9 protein-coding genes are annotated in these 14,436 nt (G+C 63.0%); 4 read left to right on the top strand and 5 right to left on the bottom strand.

Features of this window, described 5'->3' with window-relative positions; all coding sequences use genetic code 11:
- Positions 1-103 precede the first annotated feature (103 nt).
- Together JM946_RS04610 and JM946_RS04605 are read left to right on the top strand one after the other, a co-directional pair.
- Positions 104-985, top strand: a complete 882-nt coding sequence (locus JM946_RS04610) for a LysR family transcriptional regulator (protein WP_203165958.1) — start codon at positions 104-106, stop codon at positions 983-985.
- A 301-nt stretch (positions 986-1,286) separates the two neighbouring features.
- Complete coding sequence (locus tag JM946_RS04605; protein WP_203165957.1) at positions 1,287-2,381, top strand: ATP-binding response regulator; 1,095 nt, start codon at positions 1,287-1,289, stop codon at positions 2,379-2,381.
- A gap of 152 nt (positions 2,382-2,533) precedes the next feature.
- Here the strand turns inward: JM946_RS04605 and JM946_RS04600 are convergent, their stop codons facing one another.
- Positions 2,534-3,748 (bottom strand): GGDEF domain-containing protein, encoded by a 1,215-nt coding sequence (locus JM946_RS04600; RefSeq protein ID WP_203165956.1) that lies wholly within the window; start codon positions 3,746-3,748, stop codon positions 2,534-2,536.
- Positions 3,749-3,937: 189 nt separating this feature from the next.
- On the opposite strand from JM946_RS04600, the gene JM946_RS04595 reads away from it, so the two are divergent.
- Complete coding sequence (locus JM946_RS04595) at positions 3,938-4,315, top strand: hypothetical protein (RefSeq protein ID WP_203165955.1); 378 nt, start codon at positions 3,938-3,940, stop codon at positions 4,313-4,315.
- On the opposite strand, the gene JM946_RS04590 is transcribed toward JM946_RS04595, so the two are convergent.
- From JM946_RS04590 to JM946_RS04580, 3 genes are all read right to left on the bottom strand, one after another.
- A complete protein-coding gene (locus JM946_RS04590) occupies positions 4,312-6,105 on the bottom strand; it encodes a beta-ketoacyl-[acyl-carrier-protein] synthase family protein (protein WP_203165954.1) in 1,794 nt (597 codons plus the stop codon). The genes JM946_RS04595 and JM946_RS04590 overlap by 4 nt on opposite strands.
- 196 nt (positions 6,106-6,301) lie before the next feature.
- Positions 6,302-7,318: a class 1 fructose-bisphosphatase gene (gene fbp, locus JM946_RS04585; RefSeq protein WP_203165953.1), complete on the bottom strand. Its 1,017-nt coding sequence runs from the start codon at positions 7,316-7,318 to the stop codon at positions 6,302-6,304.
- A 165-nt stretch (positions 7,319-7,483) separates the two neighbouring features.
- Positions 7,484-8,731, bottom strand: coding sequence for a diguanylate cyclase (locus tag JM946_RS04580; RefSeq protein ID WP_203165952.1), 1,248 nt, complete (start codon positions 8,729-8,731; stop codon positions 7,484-7,486).
- 339 nt (positions 8,732-9,070) lie between these two features.
- Between JM946_RS04580 and JM946_RS04575 the strand changes: the two genes are divergently transcribed.
- On the top strand, positions 9,071-9,889 hold the full coding sequence (locus tag JM946_RS04575; RefSeq protein WP_203165951.1) for a GIN domain-containing protein: 819 nt from the start codon (positions 9,071-9,073) through the stop codon (positions 9,887-9,889).
- Between the two features lie 89 nt (positions 9,890-9,978).
- Here the strand turns inward: JM946_RS04575 and JM946_RS04570 are convergent, their stop codons facing one another.
- On the bottom strand, positions 9,979-14,376 hold the full coding sequence (locus tag JM946_RS04570; protein WP_203165950.1) for a DEAD/DEAH box helicase: 4,398 nt from the start codon (positions 14,374-14,376) through the stop codon (positions 9,979-9,981).
- Between the last annotated feature and the right edge of the window lie 60 nt (positions 14,377-14,436).

The raw sequence follows: 14,436 nt of genomic DNA, 5'->3' as shown, positions 1-14,436 counted from the left end.
GATCGCATCGCCAGGCGCGATAACCTTATCGTCGTGCTGAATTCCAGCGCTTTTTTCCGTTCCTGTTTGCAGTAGTCGCGACTGCTGCGCGAAAATTGACCACATGCAAATCGAGCGCAATGAAATCCGTTGTTTTCACGCCGTGGTGGAGGCCGGAGGCTTCAGTCGCGCTGCCGAACGGCTGAACTTATCGCAGTCGGCGGTAAGTCAGGCCATCGCCAACCTGGAGCATCGCCTGGGCGCGGTGCTGTTACGTCGAGGCAATCCGCCGCAGCTGACGGAAGCCGGCATCCGGCTGCTTCGCTACGCGGAGACTGTCCTCAACGAGGAGCGCGAGACATTAGCGGACATCGCGCAGATCAAGACCGGCGCACTGTCGACATTGTCCCTGGCGCTCTCACCGGCCACTAATGCTCGTTTTGGCATCGCCCTGTTGCGCGAGTTCTCCGAACGCAACCCGCTGACGCGTTTCAAGGTCACCGTCGCGCCCAGCCGCGAGATCGTGCATGGCGTGGGCGATGGCCGTTGGGAGGTGGGCTTCGGCCCCTTGCAGCACACGATGCCCGACTATTTCACGGTGTACTCGTGCTTCTCCGAAACGCGCCGTTTGATGATTGCGCGCGATCATCCCAGTCGCGAGGCGCTGAAGCGCGACCCTCAAGCGACGTTACGCACGCTGCCGTTAGTGACCTCCTATCTCGACGAGGCGCCCCGCCGCCCGAGCGGCGATCGGCTACGCAATGCCTTCGCCTCGGTGTGGGAGGTCAGTCACATGGAGCTGCGCCTGGCGCTGGTCGCCGAAGGCAAGGCTGTGACCTATGTCTCCAACCTGGTGACCGACCTGCCGCCGGAGCTGGAACAGATCGAAGGTTTGCCATTTTCCAGCATCGAGCGCCAGGTGGGCGTCTATCACCTGCGACATCAGCCATTGTCGCAAGCCGGTGCCCGATTTCTGGCGCTGTGTCGCGAGCGTTGGAATATCTGAACGGGCGGCTCTCCCAGGCCACCGTGGAATATTGCCGTCTCGGCCTGATAGCTCACAGCATCGATTGACCCGCCGGCGGGCTGTCCCCGCGTCACTGAACGTGGTGCTTACTCCAATCGCCTAAGCGTTTGCCGGGAGAGTTGCTCAACGCGTTCCGCTGCGCGCCATGCTACGTTGCCGCTGGGGATAACGAGAATTCGCGTCCAGCGCAGGCGCGAGCCAGTAACTTCTTCAGCGGGGCGTTATGTTTGGGTTTACGCAGTGGTGGCGGCGACGTCGCCCGCCTGCGAGTCGTACCAATTTGAATGCGGACGCAGGTGTGCTGCAGCTGCAGGCAATCAATCAGAGATTGCAGCTGTATCTCGACCGCGCGCCGCTGGCCTGCATTGTCTGGGACACGCACCACATCGTGCGCGCCTGGAACCCCGCCGCCACGGCCACTTTCGGCTACACCGAAGCTGAAGCCATCGGCCGTCACATCCATGAGCTGGTGGCTACGCCTGCCAGCATGCCCACGATCAACGAGGTGTGTCCGAAGTTACTTTCCGGCGTCGAATTCCCCGATGGCGTAGTGCTCGAAACACGGCGCAAGGACGACAGCCGCCTGCAATGTCACTGGCATCTGGCGCTGGTGGATCGAGGCACCGCTGACGAAGGCGTGATTGCTTTCGCGAGCGATGTGACCGCACGGCTGCAGGCCGAGCGCGATCGCGAGTTGCTCGAGAAAAGTCATGCGCTGGCCGCGATGGCCGGCGGCATCGCCCACGACTTCAACAATATTTTGTTGGCAATCTGCGGTAATGCGCGGCTCGCCGCCGAAGATCTGCCTGCCGATCATCCCGCGCAACTGTCGCTGGCCGAAGTGCAGCGGGCCGGCGCCCGCGCGGCCGGCATCATCAACCAAATCCTGGCGTTCAGCGGCAATGAAGAACAAGCCCCCAAAGAAGTTGTGCTATTCAACGAGACGGCCGCCAGGACCTCGCCGCTCACGACGCAAGTGCTGCGTGGTCAAGGTCAGAGCGTTCTCTACGTCGATGACGAGGAATCGCTTGTATATCTGATCACTCGGGTACTGCAGCGACTCGGCTATCGCGTCGCCGGTTTCACTGACGCTCACGAGGCGCTCGCTGCATTCCAGTCCGACCCGGCGGCGTACCAGGCGGTGGTGACGGATCTGTCGATGCCGAGCATGTCGGGCATCGAGTTCGCCACGCATGTTCTGAAGTTGCGCCCGGAGGTGCCGGTGGTGATGACATCGGGCTACGTCCGCGCCATGGATCGTGAGTCGGTGATGAAGACCGGCGTTCGAGATCTGCTGCTGAAACCCAACACCGTCGAAGAACTAGGCGACGTCCTGCACCGCCTCATCCTGCAAGCCCGCCCGCAAGCCTCGTAACGCCGCCGCAGGCTTTATTCCCCGGGCCGATCTGCCTCCGAAAAATCCTGTGGTAGAACTCCCGGAGCGGAGGATTCTCCCAAGGCGCCGTTCATCCGATCTCTCTTCTTCCGGGCAAGCGCCGCAGATATTTCCAGTAGCAATGCGGCGGCTTATGCGGCGGCCAGCGGGTCGAAAATAACGAATCGATTGCGCCCCGCCGTCTTGGCCTTGTACAGGGCTTCATCCGCCTGGCGATACATCGTTTCGAACGTGCTATTGGCGCCAACCGCCACACAGATCCCGATGGACACCCCGAAATGCGACCGCCCCGACGCGCCATCGTGGGCATACACCTTGCCGAGAATCCGGCGCGCGATCTCAGTGGACGCGTCCAAATCGCAGCCCGTGGCAAAAATCAGAAACTCATCCCCGCCCATCCGCGCGCAAATATCTTTCTCGCGCACACTGCCACGAATCGTTTCCGCCACTTTGACGATGAACTCGTCACCGGCCGCGTGGCCATAGATATCGTTGATGCCTTTCAGGTCGTCGATATCGACCAGGATCACTGCGTAGCTCGACGCCTGCGTCCCCAGCGCCTCGCGTGCAAATCTCAGCGCGCCACGGCGGTTCAAAAGTTGAGTCAGCTCGTCCCGGATCGAAATGCGATACTGCTCGTCGATGCGGTCCTGCACGTGAAAGTGATAGCGCGCCACCACGTAGCCGATCAGCAAAGCGATCAAAACCGCGCCGGCCAGCGAGCCATAGAGAATCGATCGAAAGCTCGCTTCCTGCGCCAGGTAATACTTGAGATCGAAGTCGACGCCGACAAAGCCGCTATACCGACCCTGGCTGTCATAGATGGGCGTGTGACCCGAAAGAAACGTCCCGTAAACGTCGCGCTGAAAAGTCGGATATACATACGTTTCGCCGTTGGCGATCCGCTGCAGATAATCCGGATCCGGCTCGGCGTCGATGCTTTCGAACGGCTCCATGTACGCCGACGGGCGCAGCTTGCGCGTGGTCTTCAGCTTGCTGGAGGCCGCGGTGTCGACCACGAAAAAGCTCTTACCGTTGCGCTCCACCATGGTGTAGACATAGAAAATCTCGGGATCCGCCGAGTGGACCCTTACCAGCGGCGCGACCGTACGCTCGTACAGATCGGGCGTGTAATTGGCCGGCTCGAGCAACTGCCGATGCAAATCGCCATCGACCACGCTGGCCGCGATCTGTGCGATCTCGGCCACGTGCGAACGCAGGACTTCCAGGCGCGCCTGTTTCGACAGCCACTGAGGAACGGCCACCACGGTCAGCAGCACGGCTAACGCCGCGAGCGTGACCAGCCAGAAAATGCGTGGCGAGATTTTTCGGAAGTCGCGAAACATCGGTTCGTGATTAAACCACCTGCAGCGTCGCTGTTCCTCGTCCGTTGGTATTGTTGCATACAAGCGGGAACTGCATGGCAAAACGCGCTGAGTCGAGAATCGTCAACGCGAGCCTCACGCTATTGCCGCCGCTCGCGGCGCGCACCCACAATTCACACGGGCCTCAATAACCATCATCAGGGACTCGTCATGAATAGCCTGCGCCGAATGCTCCTGGCCGCCTCCACCGCCGTGATGTTCGCCACTTCAGCCCTGGCCGCCGACGCCAACGTGGCCGGCGAGTGGGATCTGACGGTCGAGACCCAGGCGGGCGCCGGCAATCCGCATTTCAGCCTGAAGCAGGACGGCGCCAAGATCAGCGGCACCTACAAGGGCACGTTCGGAGAGTCGCCGGTCACCGGCACGGTGAACGGCAACGAGATCACCATCGATTTTCAGGTCAACGCGCAGGGGATGGATCTGGCGATGACCTATCACGGCACGGTCGAGGGCACGACCATGAAGGGCACGGTGAAGCTCGGCGATCTGGGCGAAGGCACCTTCACCGGCAAGAAGGTGGGCGGCTAGTCCAGCCCCTTCCAGCAATGCATCTGCGCCAGTTCGATGGCGCTGCGACGGCGCATGCGCCAATGGCGCTCGCGCTGCTCGCGTTCCCGCCGCAGCTCGGGCCAGCGTTCAAGATAAGCCGCCAGCACTTTGCGATCCGGTGAGTAGCGGGCGAATGCTTCGGCATGCGCGGCGCGCAGCGCCATCGCGCCGTTGTATCCGCCGAAGCCCTGAGTCGCACACAGCACGCCGCCATCGGCATTGCCGTCCACTGGCCCCGACTGCAGCTGGAACGATTCAGCGACCGCGCCGAGATCCGGATCCAGCTGACGCAAAGTTGGCACGCCCACCGCCGACTGACCCAGCAGGAACTGCAACGCCTGAGAGGTGGCCTTCAATCCGGTCTCGCCCATGGTGTGACCGTCGCCCACCGCTTTGGGTGTGCCCACCGCCACCTTCGGCAAGCTGCCTTTGATGCCCTGGCGTTCCGCTGCCGCTGAACGAGCGTTTGCCGCCGTCGTGAGATCCGTCTTCGAATTCGTGCGCGTGCCGGTAGCGTGCGCGACCAGGTACTGGAAGTCCGATACGCGATATCCATGCCCGCGATAAGCGAGCTCCAACGCGTGCATCAGCGCGTTCTCGCCACCGAAGCCCACGCCAGCGAAGTGCGCCTTGCCGCCGGCCTCGCCGCTCTGGCCCCAGCCGACGATGATAGAGGTGATGTCGAGGAAGTTACGCAGTGCGAAGTCGAGTGTCGTGACCAGCAGGCCCGAGCCGCCCTCGCCCACTACCGTGCCGTTCGCATCGATGTCGAACGGCGCGAGGCTGTCGGCGATGGAGCGTTGCTCGGCCGGGCTGCGACCGGCATTGATGGCCTCGAGTTTGGCGCGAGTCATCAATGCGCCCGGGCCGAACGCATCCAGGATCTGCCACGACGGCCGAGTCGCCGCGTCCGCCGCGGTCCACAGCACCATTTGCGGGCGCTGATAGCCGGGATAGTCCAGCACCATCTGCGGCGCGAACTCAGCGAAGACGATGGAGCTCGACGCGCACGCGCCGACCGCGTTCAGCGGCGTCTGCGGCACGCGCATGTACCCGCTCGCCGAGCGCAATGTATCGAGCAATTCAGGATGCTTCAGCGACTTGCTGAGCGAGTAGGACGGCGCAAGCATGGTCGACAGCAAGGCCGGACCATGCGACGACAATGAATTCGCCAGGCGCATCGCGAACTTGTCGCGCAGCTTGTCGTTGTCCGGGGTGACTGAGCCGGCTGACCGCAGTTGTCCCTGCGCGTCCAGACCGGGGAAGGCCGTCGCGCCGGCAACGCGAAACTCATAGGGGTTGGGAATCAGCTCGGACAGCGACACTGGCAACGCGGCCAGCGCGCCCAAGCCGCTGTAGGCAAACAACTGCGCCTGCAGCGACGGACCCAGGCGCGGATCGTCGTCGAACAGGCCGTACATATCCTTGAGCGCCGAATCGCGCACATCGCGATAGGTGAGCCCGGCGAGCCGGCGCAATCCGCCGCGATCGAAATCGTGTGGCAGGGAAGCGGCCACGTCCGTGACCACGGCGTTGCCGAGCGCCGTCAGCTCGTCGATGTAACGGATGCCCAGCGAAGCGCGCAGCTGCCGGCCGTGCAGACGTTCGATCTCGGCCGTCGTCGTGCTCTCGCCGTTCTGGGTCCAGCGCAGCTTCAGCGAGCCGTCGGGTTGCGGGTCGAGGTCGACCAGCCCCGCATCGAACGCCGCCAGCGCAATGAAGTCCGGCGAGCCGACCACACGGGCCCGATAGGTCTCAGTGCTGCCCACTGCGGAGATGGAGCAGGGCGTTCCTACCGTGACGAGAACTTTATCGGCCGTGAGCACAGGCTTCCCAGAGAACCTAACCACTGGGATGGAAGAATACACTCCAGCGCCGCAGGTTGCTGCAACGCGCGGACTTCCACAGCGAATTACATGCTTTTGCGGATGCCGGGCGGCGGGGCCCGGCATCCCCAATGACCGGTCAGAGGTGCGCGGCGACGTGCTCGACTTCTTCGCTGCTGCCGATAATCACCGGCACGCGCTGATGAATGTCGGTCGGCCGCACATCGAGGATGCGCTCGCCGGGCGCGCTCAGCGCCTTGCCGCCGGCCTGCTCCACGATCATTGCCATGGGATTGGCCTCGTACATCAAGCGCAGCTTGCCCTTCGGCGCCTTGCGGGTCGGCGGGTACATGAACACGCCGCCCTGCAGCAGGATGCGATGTACGTCGGCCACCATCGCGCCGGCATAGCGGCTGGAGTAACCGTGCTCCTGCGCCCAGCTCAGGTACTTCTGATAACCCTCGGGAAAGCTCAACCGGTTGCCTTCGTTGACCGAGTAGCACTTGTTGACGTTGGGAATGCGCACGCCCTGAGCCACGCGCATGAACGCGCCGTACGACGGATCGAGCACGAACATGTCCACGCCCATGCCGATGGTCAGCACGAACACGGTCGATGAGCCATACAGCACATAGCCGGCCGCGACCTGCTCGGCGCCACGTTGTAACAGCGAGTCCTGCGGCCGCGCCGAGCGACGATCCTTGCGCAGGATGCTGAAGATGGTGCCGACGGCGCCGCAGACATCCAGGTTGGAAGAGCCGTCCAACGGATCGAACAGCACGCAGTACTTGCGCTCGGCGGCGTCGTCGGTGCGCAGAATCACCGGCTCCTCGTTTTCTTCCGAAGCGACGATGGCCACCCCTTCGCGGCCGCCCAAGGTGCGTAACAGGATGTCGTTGGCGATCACGTCCAGTTTCTGTTGCTGCTCGCCTTGCACGTTTTGATTGCCGACCGTGCCGAGCACGTCGTCGAGACGCGCGCGACGGACATGCGAGGCAATCATCTTGGCGGAGATCGCCAGCGCCGAGAGGATCCAGGAGAACTGACCGCTGGCCTCCGGGTAACGCGATTGCTGCTGCAGGATGTGGGCCTGCAGGCTGACGATTTCGTTGGAACGGACGGGCGCGGGGGCGGGCGTATCGATCAGGGCGGACATGCGGCGGCGAGGCTCTCGGTGAAGTTCGGGCAAACACAACGATCGCCGGGGCCTTCCGGTTCGGCGTCGAGCCCGAAATGTATCATCGGCCTGGCGCGACTCGAGCCCTGTCAGTGCCTGATAACGCTGTCCATCACACTGCCTGGGCGCTCATGTCGAATCGCTTTACGCAGCTTCGATACGTTTTCTCGTCCGAGGCACGCGAAATGCGCCAGTGTTGAGCGTCGCGTACTCGCGATCCATCACCACGGTGCGATTGCGGCCGCCTTCCTTCGCCGCGTACAACGCCTCGTCGGCGAGCTGGATCAAGCCGTCGTGATGACGACCGGTCTGCGGTTCGACGCAGGCGGCGCCGATGCTCACCGTCACATACGGTCCGACCGACGAGGCCGGATGTGGAATCTTCAACGCCGCGAGATTGGCGTGCAGCTCGCGACACAACTCCTCGACGCGATCGCGTTTCACATCGAACAACAACACCACGAATTCCTCGCCGCCGTAGCGGGCCGCCACGTCCAGCGGCCGGCGAGCGGACTGCGCGATGACATTGGCGACGCGCGCCAGGCAGTGGTCGCCGGCCTGGTGACCGGCGTGATCGTTGAACGCTTTGAAATGATCCAGGTCGACCAGCAGCAGCGCGACCGGCACACGCGTGCGAGTGGCCTGGTTCCAGAGGCGATCGATGTGCACATCGAACATGCGGCGGTTGCCGATGTTGGTCAGCGCGTCACGATGCACCGAGTCGGTCAGCATCATGTTTCTGAACCAGTTCAACCGCTGCGTGCGCGCGAAGCTGTAGTGAAAGAAAAATCCGAGCAGCAAGGCGCAGCAGCTCATGGCCACGTCGAACGAGCGCTGGCCGCTATCGAGACCCGCGGCCCAGCCGGTGACTCCGTAGGCCACGACGATGGTAGTCGCGGTGATGGTGGCTTTGGTCGCCATCATGCCGAACAGCATGTACGCGGACAGCACCAGCATCGGGATCACGGAGCTCAAGGAATAACCCTGCCGGTGCATCAGCAGATCGAACGCGATCACGCACAGGCTGTGCAGCACCGCTACAGCCGGCGCCGCCAGTTCCAGCCAGCGTGAATACAGCTTGGTGTAGGTGACCAGCAGCATGGCCAGGCACGTCGGCAGCAGCACGCCGAAGCGCAGCACGTCGACGATGCCCATCTGATCGGGAGCGAACAGGACCTCGCGCAGATCTCGAAACGGCCCGTTGGCCAGACACACGATCAGCAGCAGGCCCATGGCCGGCAACATCGTGAATCTCACCCGCTCGCGCGCGTGCTCCCGGTGCCAGTTGCGGTACTGGCTCTCCAGAGGCTCCGCAAACGACAGCGGCGGCAAGAGCTTGGCGAAGCGCTCGCGCAACGGATTGCGATGGGGAGTTCGAAAGGGGGGCTTCATCTGCACGGAAGTAGGTTAACCCCGTACCGACCCTCAGGGCCTCGATCAAAATCACGCTGCGCGCCGATCACCCTCACGATGCGGGTCGCAGATTGCCGAAGTATGGTGTTCGAGCGTCCAGTTTGTGACTTGCGTCACAATGTGGCGCGGGGCAAGGTGCGGCTCGAACCTTCGCATGTCGCTGGCATTTTCGAACAGGACGCAATCGCGCTTTGCCGGAGCAGGATCCGTGACCTGCGGCTCACCGGCGCGAGGCCGCGATTCACCGGCGTTGTCTTCCGCTGTACGGAGCGCCGGCTCACCATAGGCTATGTAAAACCAGGGTCGCCGAGGTCGACGATGAACACATATCCCTTGCTGGGTGCGCTCAGCGTCGTGGCGCTGCTGCTCGGTGGTTGCGGCGATCGGGGTGACCGCTGGTCGGATCGAGGTCCGCTGGTGAGCGAGCGGCGCGAGCTCGACGGCTTCGATTCCATCGAGGTGGAAGGCGCGACCAAGCTCGAGATCACCATCGGCGAGCCGACTTCGGTGCTGGTTAAAGGGAATGAGAGCGCGGTTGAGCGCGTGGCGACGGATGTTCGTGGCGACACGCTAAAAATCAAAAGCAAGGCGCGCGACTGGTTCGTCCGGAACAACAACTCGCGGCTGACGGTGCAGATCACTCTGCCCAAGCTCGAATCGCTGGAACTCGAAGGCGGAAACGACGTGAGTGTCGTCGGTTTCCAGGGTGGCGCCACCAGGATCAAAGCGGCCGGCGCGGCCAATCTCAAGGCGGACGGTCAATTGGATCAGCTCACCATACGCATGAGCGGCGCGGGCAATGCCGATCTCGGCAGACTGCTGGTCGCTGACGCCACGGTGACGGTGGATGGAGTGGGCAACGTGGTGGTGAATGCGGTCGAATCGCTCGATGCGACCATGAATGGCGTCGGCGCGATCTTCTACACTGGCACACCGCGTCGGGTGAATACGCGAATGAATGGGCTGGGGACGATCGCTCAGCGCGGTTCTGCTTCGGAGCAGCCGGATGCTTCCCCGGGGGTCGAGCCCCCGCAACCGGCGCCCGTCGATCCGGAGTCGTTAGAGCTCGAGCGTGAGGATCCCAAGCCGAAGTCCGAGACGGTGGATCATAAGGAAGGGCGCATCATCGTCATTTGAGGCTTGTTTGGGAGTTGCGTTTGACGCGTCGGTTCTGGCGCCGCCTCTAACGTCGGCGCTGAAACCTCGCTGGCGTAGCCGAGCTACGCTCAGGCGAGATCCGCCAAGGGCGCGGGCACCTGTCTTCTGAGCAGGGCGCCGCGTACTTGCCATTGTTCAGCAGGGTCGAGCTGTTCGATGAACTTCACTTCACTGCCCACGTACAGCGCCACAGGCACACCGTCCCGGTACAACACGCGATTGCCAGTCAGAGCAGGCAAGCGACCACCCGGTGTGAGGATGCCGATCAAATTCAGCGGGTCCGCTGCGGACAGCGACACCAATTGCATGTCGTGCTCACGACGACGCACCTCGCGCAACTGACCGATCGCTTCGGGCAGAGCGAACTGTTCGCCCGAGAAGCCAGCGACGAACCGACCGCCACGAATCTCGCCGCGCGCTTCGAGGCGACGCAGGCACATCAGTAGGTCACGCCAGGGGGGCAGCCAATCGGCCTCACGCTCGAGCAGCTTCCAGAACACAACGCCCCAGCGCCGCAGCAGCGTGCGACAGATGTGCTCGACGGCCTCGTCATTGCGCGGGAAGGCAGTCTTCCCTTCTTCAGCCTTTGTTTCTTTCTTCTTCACGAGCGCCCACCGACCAGCATCCTGCATGCCGAAGATCGCGATGCGCCGCGCGCGGCGACGATCACGGGCGCCGCTCCGACGACGATCGGCTGGCATCAAGAGTGCGCGCAGACCGCCGAAGCTGTCGGAGTTCACCAACCCGAGCGCTACCAGTTCGCCCAGCGCTTCTTCAACCTGCACGGGCAACAAGCCAACGTGATCGACGATCTCGTCGTAGAACGATGCGCCATTGGCATCGATGTACTCGGCCACCTGCCGTGCTTTGTCGGTGAGCTGCGAGCGCTCTATGCTGCTCGAGAACTGCGACCAATGTTTCACATTGCGTCGAGACAGCAAGGCGATGGGCGTCGACCGCACAGGCGCCGCGCCGCGCTCCGAGTCGCCACTGCGAGTGGCCAGGCGAGTCCACACGATACGGCCGGCGAGACATTGCTCGTCGAGCCAGGCGGGCTCGTACTCGGCGATACGCGTCGGCAATATCTCTGTTTCCCATGCGCCGGCGGGTGCATCGAAGCCCTCCAGTTGCGCGAGGATGGCGGGCACGGCGTCCGGCCCCTGCATGCGATGGGCCGTCGTAACCCGCTGCCAATCGAACAGGAATCGCAGGAAGTCGCGCGCCTGAACCGGTTCGATCTCGGCGCGCAGTCGTTTGACGGTGTAGCGATGAATGCGCGCGAGCAGTCGGCGATCGCACCATTGCGTCGTACCGCCCAGCGATCCATCCGATGCGGGCTCGAAAGAACCACGCATGGCAGTTCCTTCGGCCTCGAGTGCGAGCAGCGCCATATCCACATCTTCAACGCTCGCGCCAAACGAAGCGGCAAGTTGCACCGCTGTAGTGGGGCCGAGACCTTCCAATCGTCCGCGCACGATCTCCCGTGCGGCTTCGTCGCGCTCGCGTTTAGCGGCGTACGCTGCAGGCACCACGATCGCAGGCTCCAGTGTCACCCCAGGAAACAAAGCCTGGAAGTAAGGCACGCGCTCCGTGGCGACGAAGATGCCCGAAGTCCCCGTCCCCAGCTTGGTCAGACGCCCTTGAGTGACGAGTTCGTGGCACAACGAGGGCCATAGCGGCTGAGCCGCTATCTCATCCGCCGTCATGAACGTGAGCCACAGCAGTGCATCGTGCAATTGATCTGCATTGCCGGCATCCGGCCAGGCTTCCTCTCGAACACGAGCGATGGCCGCCGGATCCAGCTTGCCGATGTCGGACGCCGATTGCGGATCCATCCAGCGACGGCTCATGACCGCCTGCGTGCGTCGCTCTTCCAGCGGAGCGTCGTCGAGATATGCATAAGGCCGCGCGCTCAACACCTCCAGCGCGAGCGGCGATGGCTCAGTGAGGTCGCGGGCCTCCACTTTGATCTGCTGGCCGGTCAACGCGTGCAGCAAACGTTCGAAGCCCTCGATATCCATGGCTTCTTCCAGACAGTCCCGCACGGTCTGCTGAACCAACGGATGATCGGGCACGACGATGTCGCCGACGATGTTCTCGCCGCACGCCACCTGATCCGGGAACACCGAAGCGAGCAGATCTTCCGCATTCATACGAGCGATCTGCGGCGGAACTTTCTTGCCGCCTCGGAAACGCGGCAGAGCCAGTGCGATGGATGCGCCCCAGCGCCAGCGCGTATTGAACATCGGCGCATCGAGCATCGCTTGAATAAGAATGTCGCGCGCCGTATTCGGATGCAGATACTTGGCCACTTCGAGCAGCTCGAAGCTGTGCGAGCCGGTGAGCGACAGGATGATCGTGTCTTCCGTCGCCGCTGCCTGCAGCTCGAAATTGAACGTGCGGCAAAAACGTTTGCGCAGCGCCAAACCCCACGCGCGATTGATACGGCTGCCGAACGGCGAGTGAATCACCAGCTGCATGCCGCCGGACTCATCGAAGAACCGTTCGAAGATGATCTTCTGCTGCGTCGGTAGCGAGCCCAGCGCTGCCTGTGCCGAGGCCAGATAGTCGACCAGCTGAATGGCAGCGGCGGCATGAATGCCGACCTCTTCTGTCAGCCAGTGATAAGCACCGGATGCTGTGGTATTGCCGGTGTGAGAGTGCTCGTCGAAGCGTTTCTCGATCTCCTCGCGCAGGCGAGAGACGGACACGGATAGTTCATCGGTTCGGCCCGGCGCTTCGCCGAACCAGAAGGGAATCGTGGGCGCTTCGCCTCGGGCGTCCTCGACGCGCACGGTGCTGCGTTCAACCCGCAGAATGCGATAGGAAGCATTGCCGAGCTGGAAGATGTCGCCGGCCAGACTTTCGACCGCAAAGTCTTCGTTCAGGGTGCCGATCAGATGGCCTTCGGGCTCCAGCATCACCTGATAGTCGGCAGTGTCCGGGATCGCGCCGCCTGAGGTGATCGCAGTCAGTCGCGCGCCCTTGCGACCTTTCACGATGTGATTGACGGCGTCGTGATACAGCAGCGCGCCGTGGCGACCACGGCGTGTGGTGAACCCTTCCGCCAGCATCTTCACGATTTCATCGAAGGATTCGCGAGTCACCGATTGGAACGGATGCGCATGGCGCACCAGGTCGAACAATTCCTGCTCGGTGCAATCACGCGCGGCCGCCTCGGCGACGATCTGCTGAGACAGCACATCGATGGGCGCGACGGGGATTTTCAAACGATCGAGCTCGCCACGACGCACGCTGTCCAGCAGTGCCGTGCACTCGACCAGATCGTCCCGGGATTGAGGAAACAAACGACCTTTCGGGGTGGCGCCCACGGCGTGGCCGGACCGGCCTACTCGCTGCAGGAACGCATTGATGGCGCGTGGCGAGCCGATCTGACAGACCAGATCCACGTCGCCGATATCGATGCCCAGTTCCAGCGAAGAGGTGGCCACCAGAGCCTTGAGCTGGCCATATTTCAGGCGCTGTTCGGCGTCGAAGCGCAGTTCTTTGGCGAGGCTGCCGTGGTGCGCGGTGACCGATGGTGGCGTACCTTTCGGCGCGTCCTTGTCGAGACGTTCGGTGAGCTGACGACAGATCCGTTCCGCGGTTCGGCGCGTGTTGACGAAGATGAGCGTCGTGCGATGTTCCTTGATGAGCTGCACCAGGCGGTCGTACACCTGACCCCAGGTTTCATTCGACATCACCGCTTCGAGCGGCTCTTCCGGCAGCTCGATCGCAAGATCGCGTTTGCGAATGTGGCCGCTGTCGACGATGGCGCAGTCGGCTGCGCCATCCGGGCGTCTATAACGCGTGCCGACCAGGAAGCGAGCGACTTCTTCGATGGGCTGCTGAGTTGCCGACAGGCCGACGCGTGTGACCTTCCGGCCGACCAGGGCCTCCAGTCGTTCCAGCGACAACGACAGATGCGATCCGCGTTTGCTGCCCGCGACTGCGTGGATTTCGTCCACGATCACCGTGCGCGTCGTGCTCAGCATCTGCCGGCCCGATTCCGAGCCCAGCAGGATGTACAGAGACTCGGGCGTGGTTACAACGACGTGCGGCGGCTTGCGCCGCATCTGGTTGCGTTCATTCTGGGGTGTGTCGCCGGTGCGCACCCAAGTGCGGATTTCGACATCGCGGCTGCCTTGCTCCAGCAGCTTGTCACGAATACCGGCAAGCGGCGCTTCCAGGTTGCGATTGATGTCGTTCGACAGCGCCTTCAGCGGCGACACGTACACGATCCGCGTCTCATCCGGCAGCCCGAACTGCTCGCCTTCACGCACCAGCTCGTCGATGGCGGCAAGAAACGCAGCCAGCGTCTTACCTGAACCGGTCGGGGCGGCAATCAGTACATGTTTTCCCGACTGGATTGCCGGCCACGCATCCGCCTGCGCCGGCGTGGGCGCAGAGAACGTTTGGCTGAACCAGGCGTCGACCGCCGGATGGAAATAAGGGGTGTGCGTCATGGGGCGGCATCCAGCATACCCCAGACGTGGAGAACTCCGACGTGAGTTCAAGTGACGGAC

It is taken from the genome of Steroidobacter gossypii, from assembly GCF_016801985.1.
Lineage (GTDB): Bacteria > Pseudomonadota > Gammaproteobacteria > Steroidobacterales > Steroidobacteraceae > Steroidobacter > Steroidobacter gossypii.
Note: the sequence above shows the minus strand (reverse complement) of the source record. Positions and strands in the feature narration are given on the sequence as shown.

Coding starts and splice junctions, on each gene's coding strand:
- JM946_RS04610 (WP_203165958.1), top strand. CDS start 104: ATGCAAATCGAGCGCAATGAAATCCGTTGTTTTCACGCCGTGGTGGAG.
- JM946_RS04600 (WP_203165956.1), bottom strand. CDS start 3,748: ATGTTTCGCGACTTCCGAAAAATCTCGCCACGCATTTTCTGGCTGGTC.
- JM946_RS04595 (WP_203165955.1), top strand. CDS start 3,938: ATGAATAGCCTGCGCCGAATGCTCCTGGCCGCCTCCACCGCCGTGATG.
- fbp (WP_203165953.1), bottom strand. CDS start 7,318: ATGTCCGCCCTGATCGATACGCCCGCCCCCGCGCCCGTCCGTTCCAAC.
- JM946_RS04580 (WP_203165952.1), bottom strand. CDS start 8,731: ATGAAGCCCCCCTTTCGAACTCCCCATCGCAATCCGTTGCGCGAGCGC.
- JM946_RS04575 (WP_203165951.1), top strand. CDS start 9,071: ATGAACACATATCCCTTGCTGGGTGCGCTCAGCGTCGTGGCGCTGCTG.
- JM946_RS04570 (WP_203165950.1), bottom strand. CDS start 14,376: ATGACGCACACCCCTTATTTCCATCCGGCGGTCGACGCCTGGTTCAGC.